The 21,780-nt window shown below is 70.8% G+C and carries 22 protein-coding genes; 8 read left to right on the top strand and 14 right to left on the bottom strand.

The genetic code is table 11. The features are described 5' to 3' along the window. The 6 genes from YU1_RS0107845 to YU1_RS0107820 all read right to left on the bottom strand — a co-directional run bounded on the left by YU1_RS0107845 (nt 1) and on the right by YU1_RS0107820 (nt 6,830). A complete protein-coding gene (locus YU1_RS0107845; protein ID WP_029003601.1) occupies nt 1-1,446 on the bottom strand; it encodes a hydrogenase 4 subunit F in 1,446 nt (481 codons plus the stop codon). Then, nucleotides 1,443-2,105 (bottom strand): hydrogenase-4 component E, encoded by a 663-nt coding sequence (locus tag YU1_RS0107840; protein ID WP_029003600.1) that lies wholly within the window; start codon nt 2,103-2,105, stop codon nt 1,443-1,445. The genes YU1_RS0107845 and YU1_RS0107840 overlap by 4 nt, the downstream gene beginning before the upstream one ends. Next, complete coding sequence (locus YU1_RS0107835; RefSeq protein ID WP_029003599.1) at nt 2,105-3,061, bottom strand: respiratory chain complex I subunit 1 family protein; 957 nt, start codon at nt 3,059-3,061, stop codon at nt 2,105-2,107. The genes YU1_RS0107840 and YU1_RS0107835 overlap by 1 nt, the downstream gene beginning before the upstream one ends. Further along, nucleotides 3,052-5,055 (bottom strand): hydrogenase 4 subunit B, encoded by a 2,004-nt coding sequence (gene hyfB / locus YU1_RS0107830; RefSeq protein ID WP_029003598.1) that lies wholly within the window; start codon nt 5,053-5,055, stop codon nt 3,052-3,054. The genes YU1_RS0107835 and hyfB overlap by 10 nt, the downstream gene beginning before the upstream one ends. A 3-nt stretch (nt 5,056-5,058) precedes the next feature. Further along, nucleotides 5,059-5,343, bottom strand: coding sequence for a helix-turn-helix domain-containing protein (locus tag YU1_RS0107825; RefSeq protein ID WP_029003597.1), 285 nt, complete (start codon nt 5,341-5,343; stop codon nt 5,059-5,061). Nucleotides 5,344-5,435: 92 nt separating this feature from the next. Continuing rightward, nucleotides 5,436-6,830, bottom strand: a complete 1,395-nt coding sequence (locus YU1_RS0107820; protein WP_029003596.1) for an MFS transporter — start codon at nt 6,828-6,830, stop codon at nt 5,436-5,438. A gap of 318 nt (nt 6,831-7,148) precedes the next feature. Here YU1_RS0107820 and YU1_RS0107815 point away from each other — a divergent pair, with 318 nt between their 5' ends. Beyond that, on the top strand, nt 7,149-7,553 hold the full coding sequence (locus YU1_RS0107815; protein WP_035714401.1) for a carboxymuconolactone decarboxylase family protein: 405 nt from the start codon (nt 7,149-7,151) through the stop codon (nt 7,551-7,553). Between the two features lie 12 nt (nt 7,554-7,565). On the opposite strand, the gene YU1_RS0107810 is transcribed toward YU1_RS0107815, so the two are convergent. Continuing rightward, nucleotides 7,566-8,144, bottom strand: coding sequence for a nucleoside 2-deoxyribosyltransferase (locus YU1_RS0107810; protein ID WP_029003594.1), 579 nt, complete (start codon nt 8,142-8,144; stop codon nt 7,566-7,568). Nucleotides 8,145-8,628: 484 nt separating this feature from the next. On the opposite strand from YU1_RS0107810, the gene gfa reads away from it, so the two are divergent. Both gfa and YU1_RS33955 read left to right on the top strand, forming a co-directional pair. After that, nucleotides 8,629-9,201, top strand: coding sequence for an S-(hydroxymethyl)glutathione synthase (gfa, locus tag YU1_RS0107805; protein WP_029003593.1), 573 nt, complete (start codon nt 8,629-8,631; stop codon nt 9,199-9,201). Between the two features lie 260 nt (nt 9,202-9,461). Next, nucleotides 9,462-9,617 carry a hypothetical protein gene (locus tag YU1_RS33955; RefSeq protein ID WP_198018860.1) on the top strand — a complete coding sequence of 52 codons (156 nt, stop codon included), beginning with the start codon at nt 9,462-9,464 and terminating at the stop codon, nt 9,615-9,617. Nucleotides 9,618-9,656: 39 nt separating this feature from the next. Here YU1_RS33955 and YU1_RS0107795 read toward each other — a convergent pair whose 3' ends face one another. From YU1_RS0107795 to YU1_RS0107770, 6 genes are read right to left on the bottom strand one after another with little or no spacing between them, the layout of a single operon-like run. Beyond that, nucleotides 9,657-10,448: an SDR family NAD(P)-dependent oxidoreductase gene (locus tag YU1_RS0107795; protein ID WP_245263259.1), complete on the bottom strand. Its 792-nt coding sequence runs from the start codon at nt 10,446-10,448 to the stop codon at nt 9,657-9,659. Continuing rightward, entirely contained in the window at nt 10,445-11,458 is a 1,014-nt protein-coding gene (locus tag YU1_RS28485; RefSeq protein ID WP_051356612.1) for an NAD-dependent epimerase/dehydratase family protein, read from the bottom strand. Before YU1_RS28485 ends, YU1_RS0107795 begins: the two co-directional genes overlap by 4 nt. Nucleotides 11,459-11,462: 4 nt before the next feature. Continuing rightward, a complete protein-coding gene (locus tag YU1_RS0107785; protein ID WP_029003591.1) occupies nt 11,463-12,191 on the bottom strand; it encodes a maleate cis-trans isomerase family protein in 729 nt (242 codons plus the stop codon). A 15-nt stretch (nt 12,192-12,206) separates the two neighbouring features. Further along, on the bottom strand, nt 12,207-12,980 hold the full coding sequence (locus YU1_RS0107780; RefSeq protein WP_029003590.1) for an ABC transporter ATP-binding protein: 774 nt from the start codon (nt 12,978-12,980) through the stop codon (nt 12,207-12,209). Nucleotides 12,981-12,983: 3 nt separating this feature from the next. Next, entirely contained in the window at nt 12,984-13,796 is an 813-nt protein-coding gene (locus tag YU1_RS0107775; RefSeq protein ID WP_029003589.1) for an ABC transporter permease, read from the bottom strand. Between the two features lie 15 nt (nt 13,797-13,811). After that, the gene (locus YU1_RS0107770) at nt 13,812-14,828 is read right to left on the bottom strand and encodes an ABC transporter substrate-binding protein (protein WP_029003588.1); all 1,017 of its coding nucleotides are present in this window, start codon (nt 14,826-14,828) and stop codon (nt 13,812-13,814) included. A gap of 195 nt (nt 14,829-15,023) precedes the next feature. Between YU1_RS0107770 and YU1_RS0107765 the strand changes: the two genes are divergently transcribed. The 3 genes from YU1_RS0107765 (at nt 15,024) to YU1_RS0107755 (ending at nt 18,016) form a co-directional block, all read left to right on the top strand. Next, entirely contained in the window at nt 15,024-15,803 is a 780-nt protein-coding gene (locus YU1_RS0107765; RefSeq protein ID WP_051356611.1) for a GntR family transcriptional regulator, read from the top strand. After that, complete coding sequence (locus YU1_RS0107760) at nt 15,800-17,179, top strand: amidohydrolase family protein (RefSeq protein WP_051356610.1); 1,380 nt, start codon at nt 15,800-15,802, stop codon at nt 17,177-17,179. Before YU1_RS0107765 ends, YU1_RS0107760 begins: the two co-directional genes overlap by 4 nt. An 84-nt stretch (nt 17,180-17,263) precedes the next feature. Continuing rightward, on the top strand, nt 17,264-18,016 hold the full coding sequence (locus YU1_RS0107755; RefSeq protein ID WP_029003585.1) for a class I SAM-dependent methyltransferase: 753 nt from the start codon (nt 17,264-17,266) through the stop codon (nt 18,014-18,016). A gap of 54 nt (nt 18,017-18,070) precedes the next feature. Here YU1_RS0107755 and YU1_RS0107750 read toward each other — a convergent pair whose 3' ends face one another. After that, entirely contained in the window at nt 18,071-19,099 is a 1,029-nt protein-coding gene (locus YU1_RS0107750) for an aldo/keto reductase (RefSeq protein ID WP_029003584.1), read from the bottom strand. Nucleotides 19,100-19,350: 251 nt separating this feature from the next. On the opposite strand from YU1_RS0107750, the gene YU1_RS0107745 reads away from it, so the two are divergent. Both YU1_RS0107745 and YU1_RS0107735 read left to right on the top strand, forming a co-directional pair. Further along, a complete protein-coding gene (locus YU1_RS0107745; protein ID WP_029003583.1) occupies nt 19,351-20,136 on the top strand; it encodes an SDR family oxidoreductase in 786 nt (261 codons plus the stop codon). Nucleotides 20,137-20,667: 531 nt separating this feature from the next. After that, a complete protein-coding gene (locus YU1_RS0107735) occupies nt 20,668-21,720 on the top strand; it encodes an asparaginase (protein WP_029003582.1) in 1,053 nt (350 codons plus the stop codon). Nucleotides 21,721-21,780: the final 60 nt, after the last annotated feature.

Raw genomic sequence — 21,780 nt, 5'->3', positions numbered from 1 at the left:
TCAGCCCAGAAGCCGCGCGATGTGCTGGAACCAGGCGACCAGCGGCGGCGGCAGATAGAGGCCGGCGCCGACCACCAAAGCGAGATGCAGCAGCATGGGCGCCTGCGTGCCCTTCACCGGCGCCATGCGGCCGGTGGGCGCGCCGAAGGCGAGGCCGTGCAGGCGCAGCATCAGGGCGCCGAAGGCCAGCAGCAGGCCCGCCACCAGGAGCGCCGCCAGCGCCGGGGCGTGGGCCACCGTGGACGTCACCACCAGGAATTCGCTCATGAACACGCCCGACGGCGGCAGGCCGGCGATGGCGGCGACACCCAGCACCAGCCCCCAGCCCAGCACCGGGTGGCTGGCGGTGAGGCCGCGGATCTCGGACAGCGCCTGCGTGCCCTTCACCTGCACCACATGGCCGACGCCGAAGAAGATGGCCGACTTGGTGAGGCTGTGCATGGCCATGTGCAGCAGGCCGGCGAAATTGGCGATCGGCCCGCCGATGCCGAAGGCGAAGGCGATCAGCCCCATGTGCTCGATGGAGGAAAAGGCGAACAGGCGCTTGATGTCCCGCCGCCGGTAGAGCATGCCGCCGGCGAACAGCAGCGACAGCAGCCCCAGCCCCATCAGCAGCGGCCCGGGCGCCAGCGCGCCGGGGGCCGCCGCGAGCAGCAGCTTGAAGCGCAGCACCGCGTAGAGCGCCACGTTGAGCAGCAGGCCGGAGAGCACGGCGGAGATCGGCGTCGGCCCCTCCGCATGGGCATCCGGCAGCCAGGCATGCAGCGGCACGAGGCCGACCTTGGTGCCGTAGCCCAGCAGCAGGAAGACGAAGGCGAGGTTGAGCAGCGCCGGGTCGAACGCCGCCGCGTGGGCCATCAGCACGGCCCACGCCATGCCGTCGGGCCCCTCCCCCACCACCGGCCGGGCGGCCATGTAGACCAGGATGCTGCCGAACAGCGCGAGCGCGATGCCGACGCTGCCGAGGATGAAGTATTTCCACGCCGCCTCGATGGCCGCCGGGGTGCGGTAGAGGCCGACCATGAGCACGGTGGTCAGCGTCGCCATCTCGATGGCCACCCACATGACGCCGATGCTGCTGGCCAGCAGGGCGAGGTTCATGGCGAACAGCAGCGCCTGATACATGGCGTGGTAGAAGCGCATCTGGCCGATGGTCAGCCGCCCCGCCTCCAGCTCGTGGGCGATGTAGCCGGCGCTGAACAGCGCCGTGGTGCAGCCGACGAAGCTGTTGAGCACCAGGAAGACGATGTTGAGGTCGTCCACCCGCAGGAACGCCCCGTCCTCGGGCTTTGCCACCAGCAGCGAGGCGGCGGCGAGGAAGGAGAGGAAGGCGGCGAGCGTGTTCACCACCGCGCCGGCCCGGTAGCCGGGCAGCGCCAGCAGCACGGCGGCGGCGAGCGCCGGCAGCAGGAGCAGGGCGGAGGCCGCGTCGAAGCCGGCGGTCATCTCTGGCCCTCGCGGAAACGGTCCAGCGCCGCGCTGTCCACCGTGTCGAAGCGCTCGCGGATGCGGAACAGGAAGATGCCGATGACGATGAAGGCCACCAGCACGGAGAAGGCGACCGAAATCTCCACCACCAGCGGCATGCCCTTGGCGCCGGCGGCGGCGAGGATGAGGCCGTTCTCCAGCGACATGAAGCCCACCACCTGGCTCACCGCGTTGCGCCGCGTCACCATCATCAGCAGGCCCAGCAGCACCACCGAGAGGGCGAAGGCCAGATCCTCCCGCGCCAGCGGATCGGCCTCGGCGGTGACGCGCAGCATCACCACCATGGACAGCGCCACCAGCGCGATGCCCGCCACCATGGTCGGGCCGATGGAAAGCGCGGTCTCCACCTCCCGGTGCAGGCCGAGCCGCACGACGATGCGCTGGAGGGCGATGGGAATGATGATGGCCTTGAACGCCAGCGCGATGGCGGCGGTGACATAGAGGTGCGGCGCGCCCTGCGCATAGGCCTGCCAGGACACCGACAGGGTGAGCACCACCGCCTGGAGCGCGAACATGCGGATCAGCGCCGGCAGGCGGTCCTGATAGAGCATGACGAGGCTGAGCAGCACGAGGCCGCCGGCCAGGAGATGCGCCACATCGAAGACGAGGCTGCCCATCAGAAGCTCCTCGACACGAACAGCAGCAGCGTGCCGAGCAGGCCCAGCATCAGCGCCGCGCCGAGGAAGTCCGGCACCCGGAACACCCGCATCTTGGCGATGACGGTCTCGAACAGGCCGAGCAGCGCCCCGCCCAGCGCCAGCTTGGCGCCATAGGCGAGCATGCCCAGCGCCAGCACGGCGGGGGCCGCGCCCGCCGGCGCCAGCCCCCAGGGCAGGAACACGCAGGCGATCAGCGAGAGATAGAGCGTCAGCTTCAGCGACGCGGCCAGCTCGATCAGCGCCAGGTGGCGGCCGGAATATTCCAGCACCATGGCCTCGTGCACCATGGTCAGTTCCAGGTGGGTGGCCGGATTGTCGATGGGGATGCGGGCATTCTCGGCGATCGCCACCATGGTCAGGCCGATCAGCGCGAGGCCGAGCGAGACGCGCAGGCCTACATGGGCGGAGAGCATGTGCTCGGCCACGGTGGAGAGTTGGGTGGAGCCGGCCACCAGCGCCAAAGTGAACACGATCATGATGAGCGCCGGCTCGGCCAGCGAGGCGATCATCACCTCGCGGCTGGCGCCGAGGCCGCCGAAGCTGGTGCCCACATCCATGCCGGCCAGCGCCAGGAAGAAGCGCGCGCTGCCGAGCAGGGCGGTGATGGCGATGAGGTCCGCCGTCCAGGAGAAGACGAGGCCGGTGGCGAAGGTGGGCACCAGCGCCGCCGCCACCCAGGTGGCGGCGAAGATGAGATAGGGCGCGGCGCGGAACAGCCAGGAGGCATTCTGCGCCAGCACCGCCTCCTTGCGGGCGAGGCGGGCGAGATCGAAATAGGGCTGGAGCAGCGGCGGGCCGCGCCGGCGCAGCAGGCGGGCCTTCACCACCCGCACGAAGCCGGTGACCAGCGGGGCGATGGCCAGCACCAGGGCCATCTGGAGGCCCTGCACCAGGAGGGCGTGGATCATCCCCATAGCGCCAGCACCAGCAGCAGGAGCACCAGAGCGCCGAACACCAGGGCGAGATAACGCCGGATGGAGAGATATTGCAGGGCGTTCATCCGCCCCGACAGCGCCCAGACGGCGCGCGCCAGCGGCAAATAGAGCCCGTCCCACGCCGGATCGACCAGGCGCAGCCGGAAGCGCGCCGGGGAGAGGTCGCCGGGCGGGGGCATGTGGATCTGCTCGCGGGCGGAGAACACCGTGGCGCCGAACACCCGGCGGATCGGCTGGGCGAAGCTGGAGGCGGTGTACTGGGTGCGCAGGCCGGCATTCGGGAAGCCGCAGTCCCAGGCCGGCGCCCGGCGCACCGCGCGCGAGGCGAAGCGGTGGATCGCCGCCGCCACCAGGGCGGCGGAGCCGGCGACGAAGACCAGCACCAGCAGGCCGTTATAGGAGCTGCGGCTCTCCGCCACCGGGATGATGGACAGCCACGCCACCCCCGCCTGCGGCGGCATGCGCGCGCCGGTGAGCGCGGCGACGGCGGGCGCCATGGCGTCGATGACGAGGCCCGGCAGCACGCCGGCCAGCACGCACAGCCCCGCCAGCGCCAGCATGGCGCCGAGCTGCCAGCGGTCCACCTCGCGCGCGGCGGCGGCCTGTGGCCCGCGCGGGCGGCCGAGGAAGGAGATGCCGTAGAGCCGCACGAAGCAGGCGGCGGCGAGCGCCGCGGCCAGCGCCAGCAGCGCGCCGGCGGCGGGCACCAGCAGCTTCAGCCCCCAGGCCGGCAATTCCGGGCTGATGAGGATGGCCTGGAAGATCAGCCATTCGGAGACGAAGCCGTTGAGCGGCGGCAGCGCCGAGATGGCGGCGCAGGCGATGAGCATGGCGAAGGCGGTCACCGGCATGCCGTGGATCAGCCCGCCCATGCGCTCCATGTCGCGCACGCCGGTGGCGCCCAGCACCGCCCCGGCGCCGAAGAACAGCAGGCTCTTGAACAGCGCATGGTTGAGCGCGTGGAACAGCGCGGCGGTGAGCGCCAGCGCCCCGGCGGCGGGCAGCGCATTGGCAGTAAAGGCCAGCGCCAGGCCGAGGCCGACGAAGACGATGCCGATGTTCTCGATGGTGCTGTAGGCGAGCGCGCGCTTGATGTCGCTCTGCATCAGCGCATAGAGCACGCCGAGCGCCGCGCTCGCCGCCCCCGCCGCCAGCACCGGAATGCCCCACCACCATTGCGGCGGGCCCATGAGGTCGAACACGATGCGCAGGAAGCCGTAGACCGCCACCTTGGTCATGCCCGCGCTCATCAGCGCCGAGACGTGGCTGGGGGCGGCGGGATGGGCCAGCGGCAGCCAGGCGTGCAGCGGCACGAGGCCGGCCTTCGAGCCCGCCCCCAGGAGCGCGAGGCCGAGCACCACGCCGCCCACCAGCGCGGCGGGCGGATGGGCGCGCAGGCCGACGAAGTCATAGATGCCCGCCGTCCCCGCCAGCAGGCCGAAGGCCAGCATCAGCAGGAAGGTGCCGAAGCTCGCCATGACGAGATAGACATAGGCCGCCCGGCGGTTCTCCGCCGCGCGATGGTCGGCGATGACCAGCGCCCAGGAGGCCAGCGACATGCTCTCCCAGGCGAACAGGAAGCTGTAGGCATCGTCCGCCAGCAGCACCAGGCTCATGGCGGCGAGGAAGGCGGGGAAGAAGGGCAGCACCCGCCCCGGCGCGTCCGCGTGGCGGCCATAGCCGATGGCGTAGAGGCTGGCGCTCGCGCCGCACAGATGGACGATGGCGAGGAAGACCGCGCTCAGGCCGTCGAGCCGGAAGTGCGCCCCGGTGCCGGGCAGGCCGAGCGGCAAAGCGAGCGTGCCGGCCGGCGCGGCGAGCGCGGCCACGGCATTGCCGAGGCCGATCAGGCTCAGCACCAGCGCGCCGCCATAGACGATGGGGGAGCCCGCATGGGCGCGGGACAAGGGCACGGCCAGGACCGCCAGAGCCAGCAGCGCGGCGACGCACCAGAGCTCGACGACCACGGCCATGGCTCAGGCCTCGTCCGGCAGAGGGGCGGGGCGGCGGGCCGGCAGGTCGCGCAGGCGCACGCCGCGCCCGCCCGCCTCGCTCACATTGCCCTCGGCGATCAGCTCGACGCCGGCCCGCTCCAGCGCGCCGACCAGCTTCATCAGCGAATCCACATTGCCCCGGATCACGCCGTCGCTGCCTTCCATCCGCTGGATGGTGGGCACCGACAGACCGCACAGGCCGGCCAGCGCCTTCTGGTCCAGGCCGAGCAGCGCCCGTGCGGCACGCAATTGCGCAGCGGTGATCATGGCGGCCCGGAACGCTCACGGATGGATGACGATAAATCATCTCTAATCCGGCTTAAGTCATTTTTCAATACCCATTTGTGATGTTTAAAACATCATTCAGCCGGCACTCCACGCCCGGCCGCCAGCCGCAGGAAGCTGGCCCCGCTGCCCAGGAAGGCGAAGCCGGCGCCCAAGGCCAGGGCCAGGGTCGAGCCGGACTGGCCGGCGAGGGCGAAGCACAGGGCGACGAGCGAGGCGCCGATGGTCTGGCCCAGCAGGCGGGCGGTCGCCACCATGCCGCTGGCGCTGCCCGAGCGCCCGGGCGGGGCGCTCGACATGATGGCGCGGATGTTGGGTGACTGGAAAAAGCCGAAGCCGGCGCCGCACACCGCCATGCGCCAGACGATGTCGGCCACCGAGGGATTGGCCGGCAAAGTGGCGAGCAGCACCAGGCCGATGCCGAGCATGATCAGCCCGCCGCCGCCGAGGATGCCCACCGGATAGCGGTCGGACAGCCGCCCGGCCACCGGCGCCATCACCGCCACCACGATCGACCAGGGGGTCATGAGGAAGCCGGTGTCCACCGCCGTGCGGCCCAGCACGTCCTGGAAATAGAACGGCAGCCCGACGAAGGCGAGGCCCTGGGCGGCGAAGGAGCACATGGCGGTGGCGGCCGAGAGCGTGAACATCGGCCGGCGGAACAGGTCCAGCGGCAGCATGGGCGCCGGATGGCCGGCCTGCCGGCGGATCAGCACCGCCCCCAGCACGACGGCGATGAGCAGCTCCAGCCCCACCGCCAGCGGATGCGCCCAGTGGGCCGCCTCGCCGATGGCCAGGATCAGCGCGGCGAAGGCGGCCGCCACCAGGGCGCCGCCCACCAGGTCATAGCGGTGGTCCGCCCGCGGCGTGCGCGGCGTGGTGCGCAGCCCGATGGCGATGGCGGCGAGGCCGAACGGCACGTTGACCGCGAACAGCCACGGCCAGTCCGCCACCGAGAGGATGGCGGAAGCGACCGTCGGCCCCAGCGCGAAGGCCACCCCCACCGCCAGCGCCGTGCGCCCGACGCCCAATCCCAGCATGGAGCGGGGATAGATGTGGCGGACGATGGCGGCGTTCACGCTCATGATGCCGCTGGCGCCGATGCCTTGCAGCATGCGCGCCACCATCAGGCTGGGCAGCGACCAGGCCAGCGCGCAGGCGAGCGAGGCGAAGGTGAACAGGATCAGCCCGCCCAGATAGACCCGCTCGTGCCCCGCCGTCTCGCCCAGCGAGGCGAACGGCAGCAGCGTCGCCACCATGGCCAGCTGGTAGACGTTGACGATCCACACGGCGGTGGCGGCGTCGGTATGGAGGTCGCCGGCGATGGTCGGCAGAGCGGTATTGGCGATGGCGGTGTCGAGCGAGGCCATGACCACCGCGATGGTGGTGGTCAGCACCACCCAGCGGCGCAGGTGGAGCGGCAGGCCATCCTGCGCGGCGGGTTCGACGGCGGCGGGGGAGGAGGACATCGGGACGGTCTCCGGCGGCGGCCGGACGGGCGCCCACGGTGCGGATCAGGTCGGCTGCGACATATGGCGCACGACGCGTGATCGACTGCATACCATCAAATCCCCCGCTCCTGTACGATCCGCGCGACCGCGCCGAAAGGCATCCCGACGTCCCGGCGCTTCCCGCGCCGGAACCGGGAGATCGATGGTCAAGGGATTGATGGAGAAGGTTTTGCCCGTGCCCCCGGCGGCCAGCCGCGACGGCGCGGGCCGCCCGCAGGAGCGACACCACGGCCGTCCGGCCGCCCGGCATCCCCTCACAAATCAAGGAGGTTCCCCATGGACACCGACGACGCCCCCCGCCCGCTGTTCGACACCGGCCTGAAGATTCGCAAGGAGGTGCTGGGCACCGCCTATGTGGAGCGGGCGATCGCCAATGCGGACGATTTCTCCCGACCGCTGCAGGAGATGGTGACGGAATATTGCTGGGGGAACATCTGGGGCCGGCCGGGCCTCGACCGGCGCACCCGCAGCCTGCTCAACATCGCCATGCTGTCCGCGCTCAACCGCCCGCACGAACTGAAGCTGCACCTGCGCGGCGCGCTCACCAACGGGGCGACCCGGGAGGAGATCCGCGAGACCATCCTCCAGATCGGCGTCTATTGCGGCGTGCCGGTGGCCATCGAGACCTCGCGCCTCGCCCAGGAGGTGTTCCGCGAACTGGATGCGCCCGCCGCCGAATAGGCGCCCCGGCGCCTACCAGTGCAGCACGAGGCGGGCCACATAGCCCGCCACGATGGAGGCGGCGAGCGCGATCAGCACCTTGGGCAGCAGCCCGAGCCGCAGGCTGTGGCGCAGTGCCAGCATCTCGGCGGCGGCGGCCACCGCCGCCTCCGGCGAGGGCCAGACGATGACGCCGGGCGGCGCGATCATCAGGTTTTCCGGCTGGCCGAAATCCTCCAGCAGGTGCCCGTCCGCGTCGCGCAGCCCGTCATGGCCGGGCGTGCCGGGGATGCGCTCGGCCAGCGCGCGCGGATCGGACGACCACAGGAAGACCGGCACGCCGCGCGCCTCGGCGAAGCCGATCTCCCAGGCCGTGCCGGGGTCCATGTGGGCGCCGCGGAACGGCGTGATGTTGGCCACCACCGCATCCGCCCGCACGATGCCGGCGATGCAGCGCACGCGGATGTCGTGGGCGGTATCCTCCGCCGCGCCGCCATCCAGCGGGTAGAGCCCCTCCAGCCCATGGACGGCGCACAGGCGGCGCAGGCGCCCGCCTTCCGCCACCGCGTCGGGGCGAAAGACCTCCGGTCCCGCCAGATACACCCGTGCCACGCCTTGCTCCTCGCCCGCCGCCGGTGCCGCCCGATGGCCCACCCTGCCGGTCCCGCGCCTTATGCCGTGCCCGGCGGACCGGGCGCAACCGCACCACGGCACCCCCTTGGCGCGGGCGGGACGGGCGGGGTGGCGGGACACCGCTACCGCTTCAACATAGTACAGAATGCAACGATCCCGAATATTCGCCGCCTTTGCGTGCAGTGCAACACTTGCGATGCGGCATTCTTATATTTGGCGAAACGTGCCGCATGTCTTGCGGCGGTGGCGGGGAGCCGCGTAACCTTGCCGGCGGAACAGCCTGAACCTCCCGGTCCCACGCGCGTCAGACCGACCCATTCGTCCCGCCGCAAAACGGACAGGGCCCGCACGCCAAGGCGGGGCCTGGGGTCCATCCTGATTGCCCGCGCGCGGGTCCCCCGACCCGCACCCGGAGGCTTCGGCATTCCGCGTTCAGAGCGACAAGTATAATGAGGAGACATTCATGGCCGGCAGACTGCTACATCCCGCGATCGACGGCGGGGTCAAGAAGGGCAACCCCAGTTTCAGCGGCGGCACGCTCGTGTGCAAATGCTCCGACCGGCCCGTGAAGGTCCGCATCGGAACGAATGTGGCCCACAACCATGCCTGCGGCTGCACCAAGTGCTGGAAGCCGGAAGGCGCCGCCTTCTCCGTCGTCGCCGTGGTGCCGCACGGCCAGGTGAGCGTGCTGGAGAATGGCGACAAGCTGAAGGTGGTGGACCCGAGCGCGCTGATCCAGCGCCACGCCTGCACCGTGTGCGGCGTGCACCTGTACGGCCCGGTGGAGCGCGAGCATGCCTTCCAGGGGCTCGACTTCATCCATCCCGAGCGGTTCGAGGAGGACGGCTGGGCCGAGCCGGGCTTCGCGGCCTTCGTCTCCTCGGTGATCGAGGGCGGCGTCGACCCGTCCGAGATGGACGACATCCGCGCCCGCCTGAAGGGCCTGGGGCTGGAGCCCTATGATTGCCTCAACCCGCCGCTGATGGACGCCCTGGCCACCTGGGCGGCGAAGAAGAGCGGCGCGCTCAAGTCCTAGAGCACGCGCCGATCAGCGTGCGATGCAAGCTGATCGGATAACGCGTTCTCTATCATCACGTCAGAGCACGATCCGCCCCGAAGACATAGAGAAGGGCCGTTTCACCGTTCAAGCGGCGATGCCATGTGAACGGACGGGCTCTGGACGAACATGCGGGCCGGATGCGCAAGCGTCCGGCCCGTGGCATTCACCCACGGGCATGGAACCCCCAAGGCGCAGCTTGCGTTTCCCCACCGACACGCAACGGAGGGTCCGCAGCCATGAGCCGCAACGCGCTTTACGCCATCATCGCCGTCCTCGTGGTGGGCGGCGGCGTCTTCGCCTACCAGTCCTACCAGGCCCATGAGGAGAAGGAGCGCTCGCTCCAGATCCAGGTGGGGCCGAACGGCGTGAAGGTGGACCCGCCCTCGCGCTGAGCGGGGCGTCAGCCGGCCCCGGATCGGGCAGCCAATGCGTCAGGCGGCCATCCAGCCGCCATCCACCATCAGGTTGACGCCGGTGACGAAGCTGGCGTCGTCGCTGGCGAGATAGAGCGCCGCGCGCGCCACGTCGTCCGGCGCGCCGAAGCGCGGCCACGGCGTGCGGCGGCGGGCGCGGTCCAGCACATCCTCGTCCGCGAGCCGGCCGCCCTGGCCGGTGACGATCTTGCCCGGCGCCACCGCATTGCAGACGATGCCGTCCTTGGCATAGTCCGCCGCGATCTGCCGCGTCATGTAGGCGATACCGGCCTTGGTGGTGCCATAGGCCAAGTCCCCCGGCGCGGCGATCATGCCGTGCTGGGAGGACAAATTGACGATGCGCCCGCGCACCTCGCCGCGCGGCGCCTGCGCCCGCATCTGCCGCACCGCCGCCTGGCAGCACAGGAACACGCCGGTCAGATTGACGTCCAGCACCCGCTTCCAGTCCGCCTCCGCCAGTTCCAGCAGCGGGCGGGGATGGCGGATGCAGGCATTGTTGACGATCACGTCCAGCGCGCCGAACTCCGCCACCGCGCGGGCCACCAGCGCCTCCACCTCGGCCGCCTGCGACACGTCGCAGCGCTGGAACAGCGCGGTGCCGCCCTCCCCGGCGATCAGCGCGACGGTGGGCGCGCCGCCCTCGATCACCTGCTCGGTCACGTCCGCCACCACCACCCGGGCGCCATGCGCGGCGAACAGGCGGGCGATGGCCCGGCCGATGCCGGAGGCGCCGCCGGTGACGATGGCCACGCGCCCGTCCAGGCGCCGCGCGTCGGGAGACAGCATCATGAAGAGCTCGCAGGGTTGGGAAACAGGTCCGGATGGGCCTCGAACCAGGGCAGGTAGTCGTCGAGCGCCGCATCGAGATCGAAGCGCGGCTGAAAGCCGGTGTCCGTCGCGAGGCGGGCGCAATCCATGACGGCGCGGTCGTAGTCCGCGTAGAGCGCGATGGTGCCGGGCGCGCCGAAGCTCCAGGCGAACGCCTTCCGCCGCGCGGCAAGGCCCTGGCACAGCGCCTGGAGCGTCCAGACGAAGCCGGCGGCGAGATTATAGATGTGGTGCGGCAGGGATGGCGCGTCGAGCAGCGCCAGGATCGCCGCCGCGCCGTCGCGGGCATAGAGGAAATCGCGCAGGTGCGGACGGGGCAGCACCACCGCCTCGCCGCGCATGGCCCTGAGCAGCACCTGGAGCGGCGCGCTCGGCGTGTCGCGGGCGGAGGTGGCGTATTCCCAGGGGCCGAAGCAGGTGCCGAGGCGGCCGACCACGAGGTCGAGCCCGTGCAGCGCCGCGAGGCGCAGCGCGGCCGCCTCCGCCGCCTGCTTGGAGATGCCGTAGAGCCCCTCGGGGCGCGGCACCGTCGTGTCCTCGCGCAGCAGCGCCCGCTCGCGGCCGCTGGCGCCATAGACCGCGCCGGAGCTGACATGGACGATGCGCGCGGCGCCCGCCGCCTGCGCGGCGGCGATGATGTTGAGCGTGCCGCCCACATTGACCGCGAACACCGAAGCTGGGTCGCGCCGCTCGCGCGCCGCATCCGCCGTCACCGCCGCCAGGTGGACGATGCGGCGGGCACGGCTCTCCGCCACCGCGCGCTGCACCTGCGCCGCCTCGCGCATGTCGCCGGCGATCGCCTCATACCGGCCGGGCAGGCGGGCGAACGCCCGCCGCGCCGCCTCGGGGGGCGCGGCGAGATCGAACCCCACCACGTGCTCGCCCCGCGCCAGCAGCGCCTCGCACACCGCAAGGCCCATGAAGCCGGAGGACCCGGTGACGAAGACGGCGGTGTCCGAGGGGCGCGCCATGGGCTCAGGGCAGGTCGCGGAACAGCGAGCCCCAGCCGGTGACGCGGCGGGGATCGACGCCGGTCATCTTCAGGCTCTTCCACACCGAGGTGGCGATGGTGTCGTAGATCGGGATGCCGGTCTCGGCCTCCAGCTGCTCCACCAGCGGCGCGGCGCGCAGATTGGTGCAGATCACCGCGATGGCGTCCGGCTTCTCGGCCGCCACCTCCCGCGTCATGCCGGCAAGCTGCTCGGCGGTGACGTTGGAGAAGGAGAAATTGTCCTGGAGATTGAGGTGCCGGTCGCCCTTGCAGGCGTGGCCGAGCGCGGCGTAGTTGGCGACGATCCGCGCCTGCACGGCGTCGAGATAGGGCGTCACATAGCCCAGGCTCTTCACCTTCCGGGCGGCGAGGATCTCGTTCAGCGCCAGCATGGAGGTGTTGGCGGGGATGCCGGTAGCGGCGGTGATGCGCTCGCACAGCCGCGCGTCCGCCTCGAAGCCGAGCCAGCCGGACGAGGTGCCGTTCCAGGAGATGACGCCCACCTTGGCGTGGGCCAGCAGCTCCGCCGCGCGCAGGATCTCGCTGTCGTCGAACTGCTTGAGCGCCTGGTCGGACAAGGCGATCTCGGTGACCTTGAAGCGGCCGAAATGGACGGAGACCTCGGGCAGGCCCGCCACCATCGCCTGCGTCACCGGCTCCAGCACGGTGTTGGACGAGGGGGTGAGCATGCCGATGAGAACGCGATCACGCATGGCAGGTCCGGAGAGTTAGCTGTGGGCCGCCGCCGCGCCGGCGGGGCGCAGCAGGTCGAGGATGTGGCGCTTCACGTCGTTGAAGCGCGGCGAGGTGATGTCGCGCGGGCGCGGCAGGTCGAGATGGATCATCTCGGCGATGCGGCCCGGGCGGGCGGACATGACGGCGACATGGGTGCCCAGCGTCAGCGCCTCGTCGATGCCGTGGGTGACGAAGACGATGGTGCCCTTGTGGTGCTGCCAGATGCGCACCAGCTCATTTTGCATCTCCATGCGGGTCTGCTCGTCCAGCGCGCCGAACGGCTCGTCCATCAGGATGACGCCGGGGTTCATCAACAGCGCGCGGGCGATGCCGACGCGCTGGTTCATGCCGCCGGAGAGTTCGGCGGGGAAATGGTTCTCGAAGCCGGTGAGGCCGACCATGTCGATATAGATCTGCGCCTTCTCGCGCCGCTCGCCCTTCTGGGCGCCGCGCATCTTCAGGTGGAAGGCGACATTCTCCCACACCGGCAGCCAGGGCATCAGGTTGGCCTGCTGGAACACCACGCTGCGGTCGGAGCCAGGCGCCTCCACCACCTGCCCGTCCACCTTCACCGTGCCGGTGGAGGGCTTGTCGAAGCCGGCGATCATGTTGAGCAAGGTGGACTTGCCGCAGCCGGAGGGGCCGAGCAGGCAGAGGAATTCGTTGCGCTGGACGGTGACGTCCACGCCGGTCAGCGCGGTCACGTCGGTCTTGCGCATGGCGTCCTTGAAGATCTTGGAGACGCCGGAGATCTCGATGGTCGCCATGGCTCAGCCCTCCGAACCGCTGAGGGTGGTGCCGTGCTGCCAGCGCAGGACGCGGGCGGCGATGAGGCGGATGAGCAGGTCGCTCACATAGCCGAGCAGGCCGATGGAGGCCATGGCGGCGATGACGATGTCGTAGCGCAGGAAGTAGTAGCTGTCCCACAACACGTAGCCGACGCCGCTCTTCACCGCCACCATCTCGGCGGTCACGGTGAGCATCCAGGCCGAGCCGATGCCGATGCGCAGGCCGGCGAAGATGGAGGGCATGGCCGCCGGCAGCACGATGAAGCGCAGCAGCTGGCGCTGCCCGCCGCCGACCATGGCGCCGGCGCGGATCAGGTTGCGGTCGACCGTCTTCACCCCGTGGATGGTGTTGAGCAGGATGGGGAAGAAGGCGCCCAGGAACACCAGGAAGATGGCCGGCTTGTCGGCGATGCCGAACCAGATGATGGCGAGCGGGATCCACGACACCGGCGGGATCGGCCGCAGCATCTGCAAGGTGGGCTCGATGGTCACCTCGATGAAGCGCGACCAGCCGATAGCGACGCCCAGGACCACCGCCAGCACGGTGGCGATGCCGAAGCCCGCCGCCACGCGCCAGGTGCTGGCCATCACGTCGAAGATCCAGTGGCCGGCGTAGGACTGGGTGTTGCCGTCGATATTGAACACCCAGTCCAGCCAGGCCCACGCCACGGCCGAGGGCGCCGGCAGCAGCGCCGGCGGCAGGGCGCCGGAGCGGGAGAACATCTCCCACCCGGCGAGGATGAGAACCGGAACGACGAACCGTTCCGGCCTGCCGAACCGCATCAGCGATGCCATGGCGTCCTCTGGTCCTCAGTAGCCGAGATCGGCCTTGGGCTTGCCGGTGGCAGCCTCAAGGAACTGGTAGTCCATGTTCTTCTCCACCTGCGCGGAGACGTCGTTGGTGATGTACTTCAGGTCCTTCATCATCGTGGCGATGGCGACGGCCTCCTTGCGGTACATCTTGTAGTCCGGCACCAAATTGTTGATCGCGCCCTCAGCGATCGCCTTGTCGAGGCCCGTCACCTTGGTGATCACGGAAACCCACAGCGGCTTGTCGGCGGCGATCTTGTTGTCGATGTCGACGATGGCCTTGACCGTCGCCTGCAAGCCCTTCGGGTTGGCGGCGACCACGTCGGAGCGGGTCAGCATCAGGTTGGTCAGGTTGCCGGCGGCCTGATCATAGGGATAGGCGAACAGCTTGGCCGCATTGGCCTGGACGATCTGGGTGGCGAACGGCTCCACCGTGCAGATCAGCTCCACCTCGCCCCGGCGCAGCGCCTGGATGTGGTCCGAGGGGTTGGGGATGTTGATGAACTGGACGTCCTTGTTGACGTCGATGCCGTGCTTGGCGAAGGCGCCGCGCATGTGGATGTCCTGCGCGTTGCCGCGCGAGGCGGCGACGCGGAACGGCTTGCCGTCGGCCTTGTACTTGGCGATCAGCGCCTTCAGGCCGTCCCAGTCGTTCTCCTTCACCGCCAGGTCGTTCTGCACCACGATCTGCGAACCGCCTTCCACCTGGCCGGAGATGGCCACCACGTCGAAGCCCTTGTCGAGCGCGGTGGCGTAGTGAAGGTAGGTCACCTGCGCCACGTCGATGCTCTTGGAGATGAGCGCGGTCAGCACGTCGTTGCCGGTGTTGAAGCCGATGGCCTCCACCTTGGCGCCCTTGGCATATTCGGGAACCAGCACCAGCGGGGTGCAGTGGGCGCACTTGGCATAGCCCAGCTTGATGGTCGGCTCGGACTGCGCCTGAGCCTGCTGGGCGAGGGAGGCCGTGCCGGCCGCGACGGCCAGGGCGACGGCAAGGCGGGAGAGCAATCGCTTCATGGAGAACCCCTGGAAGGTGCCGGCCACCGGCCGGCGACGCGCGGCTTGCGGCAGAAGTTGCATTCGGTATGCGATTTATGTTTTCACCTGTTTTTTCAATGATATAATCTTTGAAATTCTGATTTGAAAGCCGCTTTTGTGAGCACCAAGACTAAAAAATCGCCAGAGTTTTCCGCGCCGGCCGCCGACACTGCCATGGTCGCCCCTGCCGCCTTGCCCGCGGCTGCGGCGGAGCCCGCCGCCGCGAAGCCGGCTCGGGCCAAGGCGCGGGTCCGCTTCAAGCCGGCCCGCCTCAAGCTGTCCGCGCAGGAGGCGAGCCGCCCGTTGCAGACCGCCTCGCTGCACGGCCAGTTGCTGGCCCGGCTGCGCGAGATGGTGCTGGGGGGCGAGCTGCGCCCGGGCAGCCCTCTGCCCGAGCGCATGCTGTGCGAGACCTTCGGCGTCTCCCGCACGCCGCTGCGCGAGGCATTCAAGGTGCTCGCCACCGAGGGGCTGATCGAGCTGCGCCCCCACCGCACCCCGGTGGTGACGCCGGTGGACGCGGAGGAGATCGGCTCCGTGTTCCAGGTCATGGAGGCGCTGGACCGCCTCGCCGGCGGCCTCGCCTGCTCCCACGCCACGGCCGAGGACCTCGCCCGGCTGGAGCAGATGCACGCCCAGCTCGCGGCCTTCCACCAGGGCGAGCAGCGCGCCGACTATTTCCGCCAGAACCAGCAGATCCACGCCGAGATCACCCGGCTGGCGCGCAACCCGGTGCTGCTCGCCACCTGGACCGCCATGAGCGCGAAGATCTACCGCGCCCGCGCCCAGGCCAATTACGACCCCGCCCGCTGGGATGCCTCGCTTGCCGAGCACGAGGCCTTCATGGCCCTGCTGCGCACCCGCGACGCGGCCGGGTTCTCCGCCTCGCTCGCCAGCCACACCCGGCTGACCGGCGCCGCCGTTCTCGCCACCCTCACCGGAACCGCCCGATGACCGCGTCCGCTCCCCCGCCCGGCGCCCCCCAGCCCTGCGATCTGCTCGTCCGCGCCCGCGCCGCCTTGGTGCTGGATGCGCAGGGCACCGTGCTGTCCGACGTCGCCGTGGCGGTGGTGGGCGACCGCATCGCCCACATCGGCCCGGCGGCGGAGATGGCCGCCCTCTACGTGCCGGCGCGCACGCTCGGTTCCGCCCACCACCTGCTGATGCCGGGGCTGGTGAACAGCCACAACCACACGCCCATCATGGTGGTGCGCGGCATGGTGGAGGACGTGGGCTTCGCCCCCGCCTATACGCCCGGCGTGCCCCAGGGCGACATGCTGTCCGAGGAGGAAGCCTATCTGCTGGCCCGCCTCGGCGCCTATGAGATGCTGCGCTTCGGCTCAACGACGGTGGTGGACTTCTATCGCCACCCGCAGGCGCTGGCCCGCGCCGCGCGGGAGATCGGCCTCAGGAGCTTCATCGGCGGGCGCATCATGGATGCGGACACCGCCGCCCTCGCCCGCCGCGAATGGCGCGCCGATCCCGCCCAGGGCGAGCGCACGCTGCGCGAGGCGATGGATTTCGTCGCCGCCTGGAGCGGGCGCACCGACATGGTCACCCCGGTGCTCGGCCCGCACGCGCCGGACACCTGCTCGCCCGCTCTGCTGCGCCAGGTGGCCGAGCTGGCGGAGGCCGGGCAGCTGATCCTGCACACCCACCTGCACCAGTCGCCCATGGAGGTGGAGATCGTCACCGCCCGCGACGGCAGGCGCCCGGTGGAGCTGATGGACGAGGTCGGCCTGCTCGGCCCCCGCCTCGTGGCCGGCCATTGCATCCACATGACCGAGGCCGACATCGCCCTGTTCGGCGCCCGCGGCGCGGCGGTGGCGCATGTGCCGGTGGGCAATGCGGCGCACGGCTCGGTGGCCCCCATCCGGGCGCTGGAGCAGGCCGGCGCGCGCATCACGCTCGCCACCGACACCAAGTCCGGCGACATGATCGAGGCCATGCGCATGGCGCTGGCCGCCACCCGCATCCATGGCGCCGGCTTCACCGTCTCCTCCCACGACGTGCTGCGCTGGGCGACGCATGGCGGAGCCGCCGCGCTCGGCCTCGCGGGCGAAATCGGCATCCTGGCGCCGGGCGCCAAGGCCGACCTCGTGCTGCTGGATACCAACGCCCCCAACCTCGCCCCGCTCATCGACGGGCCGGGCCTCGTGGTGCACAGCGCCCAGGGCGGCAATGTGGACGCGGTGGTGGTGGACGGCGCCGTGCTGCTGGAGGACGGCCGGCCCACGCGGTTCGACGGCACCGAGGTGATCGCTGCCGCGCAGGCCGTCTCCCGCCGGCTGTGGGAGCGCGCCGGCCACACGCCGCGCGTCCGCGCCTGAAGGGGCGGACGATGGGTGGCCTTGGGCGGCGGCATGGTGCTATGAGCTTCGCCCATCGGCAGATGGCGGGAAGGGGCAGCCAGGATGGTGGACGCGGCGAAGCTGCAGCAGGTCAAGGACCGCACGTGGTTCTATGAGTTCGACCTGCCCGACGGGACGCGCACGGCCACGGACATTCCGGCCGATGTGCTGCCCATCCACACCTCGCGCCGCGACAAGCTGGCCTGGATCATCCAGAACCGCGTGCCCGACGCGCAGGACCTGACCGCCTTCGACCTCGCCTCCCACGAGGGCTATTATTCCCTGGAGCTGGCGCGCCACTTCAAGTCGGTGCGCGGCTACGAGATCCGCAAATCCAGCCGGGACGCGGCGCGCCTGATCACCGACGTGATCGGCGCCCCGAACATCGACTATGTGGAGGCCGACCTCCAGACCATGGCGTTCGATCCGGCCCAGACCGCCGATTTCGTGCTGCTCTACGGCCTGATCTACCATCTGGAGAACCCGGTCCACACCATCCGGCTGGCCAGCCAGATGGCGCGCAAGCACATCCTGATCGAGACCCAGGTATTCCCCTACGACATCTCCGGGCAGCTTGAGGACGGCCATTACAAGCACATGCGCCCGATCGAGGGCGTGTTCGGCCTCGCGCCCGACTACGCGGCGCGCCGCGAGGGCGGCTCCACCGACATCGCCGTCGTGCCGTCGCTGAACGCGCTGCTGTTCCTGCTGCGCAATTTCGGCTTCAGCGAGGTCTTCGTGCTGCCCAGCGGCGACGATGACTACGAGCAGTTCCGCCGCGGCTCCCACGTGGTGGTGTACGGCGGCAAGCCCTGAGCGCCTGAGGGCGCGGCCCCGGCGAAACCGGGACCGCGCAATGCGCCTTGCCGCTCAGCCGGCGCGGCCCACCGGGCCGGCGCCGGCGCCGGTAGCCTCGATGGCCCGGGCGATCTCAGCCAGGTCGTCCGGCGTCAGGTCCAGCTTCGCCGCGTCCAGCCAGCCGTCCACCTGCTCGGGGCTGCGGGCGCCGACGATGGCGCCGGTCACGCCCGGCCACGCCAGCGTCCAGGCCACCGCCACCGAAGCAACCGACGCGCCGTGCCGCGCCGCGATGGGCTTCAGTGCGTCCGCCAGCTTGAGGTTCCGCTCCAGCTTCTCGCCCTGGTATTCGGGATTGCGCGAGCGCCAGTCGTCCGCCGGCAGCCCGGCGGCGCGGGCGGCGGTGAAGCGCCCGGTGAGCAGGCCCGACTGCATGGGGCTGTAGACGATCACCCCCGTGCCATGGGCGTGGCACCAGGCGATCTCGGCCGCGCCCGCCTCGCGGCGGATGGCGGAGAAGGGCGGCTGGAGCGTATCCACATGGCCGAGCGCCTCGGCCTTCTCAAGCTGCTCGACGCTGTGGTTGGACAGGCCGACGGCGCGCACCTTGCCCTCGCGCTTCAGATCCAGGAACGCCTGCCAATAATCCTCGATGGGCGTGCCGTCCTGGGCCGGCCAGTGCATCTGGTAGAGGTCGATGCGCTCGACGCCGAGCCGCTTCAGCGAGGCCTCGGCCTCGCGCTTGATGCTCGAAGGCTTGCCGATGCGCTGGGGAATGGCGCCGCGGTTCGCCTCGTCCCAGATCAGGCCGCCCTTGGTGAAGACGTAGGGCCGCTCGGCCGCCGGAATATCCTTCAGCGCCGCCGCGACGATCTCCTCGGAATGGCCGAGGCCGTAGACGGCGGCGGTGTCGATCCAGTTGATGCCGCGCCCGACCGCATGGCGGATCGCCGCGACCGAGGCACTGTCGTCCTGCGCGCCCCAGCCCACCGCCCAGTCCGGCCCGCCGATGGCCCAGGCGCCGAAGCCCACCCGCGTGATGTCCATGCCGGCGCGGCCGAACGGCCGGGTGGGAAGCGGGCTCGTGTGCGAAGCTGTCATTGGCGTTGTCCTTGTCTCGCGAACGGAACCGCTCTGCCGTGACGGAACTCCGCCCGGGGCAGCGGCGGCGGCAGGGGCTAGATAGGCCCTGACGCGGCGGGGCGGGAGGCCCGCGCCCGCACTTTTGCGTCAATGCCGCGCCCAACGCCCTTGCCAGCGCCCGGCGAACGCGAGCAAATCCCCGCCGGCACGAACGGCCCCGCGCGCCGGCCGGCGCGGCGGCGGCCGTCCATCCTCAGGAGAGTGAACGCATGGATCTGGGTCTCAACGGAAAAACCGCCGTGGTCATGGGGGCAAGCCGCGGCCTCGGCGCCGCCAGCGCCCGCACCCTGGCCCTGGAAGGCGCCAGCGTGATCGCCGCCGCGCGCACGGTGGCGGACATCGAGACCTGGCGCGCCGCCCTGCCGGAGGAGGCGCGCGGCCGGGTGGAGGCGGTGCAGTTCGACGGCGCGGACCTCGCCTCCGTGGATGCCCTCGCCGACCGCGTGCTCGCCAAGGGCGGCACCGACATCCTGGTGGGCAACACCGGCGGCCCGCCTCCCGGCGTCGCGGCCGAGATCACCCGCGACCAGTGGATCGCCAATTTCGCCCCCATGGCCGCGAACCTGTTCCACTTCGCCGGCCGCCTGCTGCCGGCCATGCGCGCCAAGGGCTGGGGCCGCATCGTCACCATCGCCTCATCGGGCATCGAGCAGCCGATCCCGAACCTTGCCTTGTCCAACGGCATCCGCGCCGCCGTGCTCGGCTGGTCGAAGACGCTGGCCAGCGAAGTGGCGGCGGATGGCGTGACGGTGAACATCGTGATGCCCGGCCGCATCCTGACCGAGCGCATCGGCCAGCTGGATACCGCCAACGCCAAGAAGCAGGGCAAGACGCGGGAGGAGGTGGAAGCCGCCTCCAAGGCGCAGATCCCGGTGGGGCGCTATGGCGATCCGCAGGAGTTCGCCGACGTGGTGGCCTTCCTGTGCTCGGCCCGCGCGTCCTATCTCACCGGCAGCAAGATCCGCGTCGACGGCGGCCTGCTGCGCAACGTCTGAGCCGCCCGGCGGCCTGAACCCTCCGGCCCCCTCCCTCCGGTCCAGCGGGCCGGAGGGACCAGCCGGTGCCTGGACGGGATGCCGGCGCGGGCACCGCGAGGCCCGGACGAGCGCTTATTTGAGGCCGGTGACGACCCAGGCGAGGCCCAGCGCGCAGACCGCCCCGAAGATGATGCCGACCACGATGGCGGTCGGGAAGGCGGCGGCATTCTCTCTCTTACTCAGCGACATCAGGTCCTCCGCCCCGCTTGCGCCCGCGGCCCGCTTGCGCCGGCCGGATCGGGCGACGAACGCTCCACAGATGCGCGGATCCCACACCCGAGCCTGCCGGCCTCCAGGTGTTCCGCAACGGGATGCACGCCCGTCATTCGTCCCATTACTATGTGGCATGGACAGGACGGGCATTGATTTTGCTCACATCCCGCCGCGATGCTGCGCGGCTCCGCCGGGTCCGGCGTGGCCCGGCTCTTGCGAGCGACAGCGAGGGGGCGAATCGGCGCGACTTGCCGTACCTATGCGGAGACCAGTCCCATGCTGCGAACCCTTGTGTGTGCCATGGCCATGACAGTGGCGTCTCTCGCCGGCGATCCGGCGCGCGCGGCGGACCTGCCGCACATCGTCATCCTGGCGACCGGCGGCACCATCGCCGGCGCCGCAGACCCGCGCTCGGGCCTCGGCTACAACGCGGGCGCGATCTCGGCCGACGCGCTCATCGCCTCCGTGCCGGGCATCAGCGCCCATGCGCGGCTGTCCGCCGAGCAGATTTCCGCCATCGGCAGCCAGGACATGAGCGAGGAGGTCTGGCTGAAGCTCGCCGCGCGCATCGACGCGCTGGACAAGACCGCCGACGTGGCCGGCATCGTCATCACCCACGGCACCGACACCCTGGAGGAAACCGCGCTCTTCCTCGATCTCGCCACCCGCACGGACAAGCCCGTCGTGCTGGTGGGCGCCATGCGCCCGGCGACTGCGGTGAGCGCCGACGGCCCGCGCAACCTGCTGGAGGCGGTGATGGTGGCGGCCAGCCCCCAGGCGCGCGGGCGCGGCGCGCTGGTGGTTCTCAACGACACCATCCACGGCGCCCGCGACGTGACCAAGACCGACACCGTGTCGGTGCAGACCTTCCGCTCGCCCAATTTCGGCCCGGTGGGCGGCGTCTCGCCGGACAGGGTGGTGTTCTACGCCGCCCCGGCATCGCGGCAGTCCTTCCCGTCCAAGGGGGGCCCGCTGCCGCAGGTGGAGATCGTCTATGCCTATGCGGGCGTGGACGCCAGGCCGGTGGAAGCGGCGCGCGCCGCCGGCGCCAGGGGGATCGTCCTGGCGGGGGTGGGCGACGGCAATGCCTCCAAGGCCACCATCGCCGCGCTCCAGGCGGCGGCGAAGGCCGGCGTGGTGGTGGTGCGCTCCAGCCGGACGGGCGCCGGACCGGTGCTGCGCAACATCGAGCTGAACGACGACGAACTCGGCTTCGTGGCCGCCGCCTTCTACAACCCGGCCAAGGCCCGCGTGCTGCTGCAACTGCTGCTGGCCAACGGCGTCACCGCCCCGGACAAGGTCCAGGCCGCCTTCCTGCCGACGCCCTGAGGAGCGCTGCCCCGGAGACGCCTCCCCGCCGCCGGGACGACCCCCGTCCGGGCGGCGCCG

The sequence above is a fragment of the Azorhizobium doebereinerae UFLA1-100 genome (genome assembly GCF_000473085.1).
GTDB lineage: Bacteria > Pseudomonadota > Alphaproteobacteria > Rhizobiales > Xanthobacteraceae > Azorhizobium > Azorhizobium doebereinerae.
This window is presented reverse-complemented; position numbering and strand designations above follow the sequence as displayed.

Bases quoted from the DNA above. Each gene is read 5' to 3' on its own strand.
- YU1_RS0107845 (WP_029003601.1), bottom strand. From the start codon at position 1,446: ATGACCGCCGGCTTCGACGCGGCCTCCGCCCTGCTCCTGCTGCCGGCG.
- YU1_RS0107840 (WP_029003600.1), bottom strand. From the start codon at position 2,105: ATGGGCAGCCTCGTCTTCGATGTGGCGCATCTCCTGGCCGGCGGCCTC.
- YU1_RS0107835 (WP_029003599.1), bottom strand. From the start codon at position 3,061: ATGGGGATGATCCACGCCCTCCTGGTGCAGGGCCTCCAGATGGCCCTG.
- hyfB (WP_029003598.1), bottom strand. From the start codon at position 5,055: ATGGCCGTGGTCGTCGAGCTCTGGTGCGTCGCCGCGCTGCTGGCTCTG.
- YU1_RS0107825 (WP_029003597.1), bottom strand. From the start codon at position 5,343: ATGATCACCGCTGCGCAATTGCGTGCCGCACGGGCGCTGCTCGGCCTG.
- YU1_RS0107820 (WP_029003596.1), bottom strand. From the start codon at position 6,830: ATGTCCTCCTCCCCCGCCGCCGTCGAACCCGCCGCGCAGGATGGCCTG.
- YU1_RS0107815 (WP_035714401.1), top strand. From the start codon at position 7,149: ATGGACACCGACGACGCCCCCCGCCCGCTGTTCGACACCGGCCTGAAG.
- gfa (WP_029003593.1), top strand. From the start codon at position 8,629: ATGGCCGGCAGACTGCTACATCCCGCGATCGACGGCGGGGTCAAGAAG.
- YU1_RS33955 (WP_198018860.1), top strand. From the start codon at position 9,462: ATGAGCCGCAACGCGCTTTACGCCATCATCGCCGTCCTCGTGGTGGGC.
- YU1_RS0107795 (WP_245263259.1), bottom strand. From the start codon at position 10,448: ATGATGCTGTCTCCCGACGCGCGGCGCCTGGACGGGCGCGTGGCCATC.
- YU1_RS28485 (WP_051356612.1), bottom strand. From the start codon at position 11,458: ATGGCGCGCCCCTCGGACACCGCCGTCTTCGTCACCGGGTCCTCCGGC.
- YU1_RS0107785 (WP_029003591.1), bottom strand. From the start codon at position 12,191: ATGCGTGATCGCGTTCTCATCGGCATGCTCACCCCCTCGTCCAACACC.
- YU1_RS0107780 (WP_029003590.1), bottom strand. From the start codon at position 12,980: ATGGCGACCATCGAGATCTCCGGCGTCTCCAAGATCTTCAAGGACGCC.
- YU1_RS0107775 (WP_029003589.1), bottom strand. From the start codon at position 13,796: ATGGCATCGCTGATGCGGTTCGGCAGGCCGGAACGGTTCGTCGTTCCG.
- YU1_RS0107770 (WP_029003588.1), bottom strand. From the start codon at position 14,828: ATGAAGCGATTGCTCTCCCGCCTTGCCGTCGCCCTGGCCGTCGCGGCC.
- YU1_RS0107765 (WP_051356611.1), top strand. From the start codon at position 15,024: ATGGTCGCCCCTGCCGCCTTGCCCGCGGCTGCGGCGGAGCCCGCCGCC.
- YU1_RS0107760 (WP_051356610.1), top strand. From the start codon at position 15,800: ATGACCGCGTCCGCTCCCCCGCCCGGCGCCCCCCAGCCCTGCGATCTG.
- YU1_RS0107755 (WP_029003585.1), top strand. From the start codon at position 17,264: ATGGTGGACGCGGCGAAGCTGCAGCAGGTCAAGGACCGCACGTGGTTC.
- YU1_RS0107750 (WP_029003584.1), bottom strand. From the start codon at position 19,099: ATGACAGCTTCGCACACGAGCCCGCTTCCCACCCGGCCGTTCGGCCGC.
- YU1_RS0107745 (WP_029003583.1), top strand. From the start codon at position 19,351: ATGGATCTGGGTCTCAACGGAAAAACCGCCGTGGTCATGGGGGCAAGC.
- YU1_RS0107735 (WP_029003582.1), top strand. From the start codon at position 20,668: ATGCTGCGAACCCTTGTGTGTGCCATGGCCATGACAGTGGCGTCTCTC.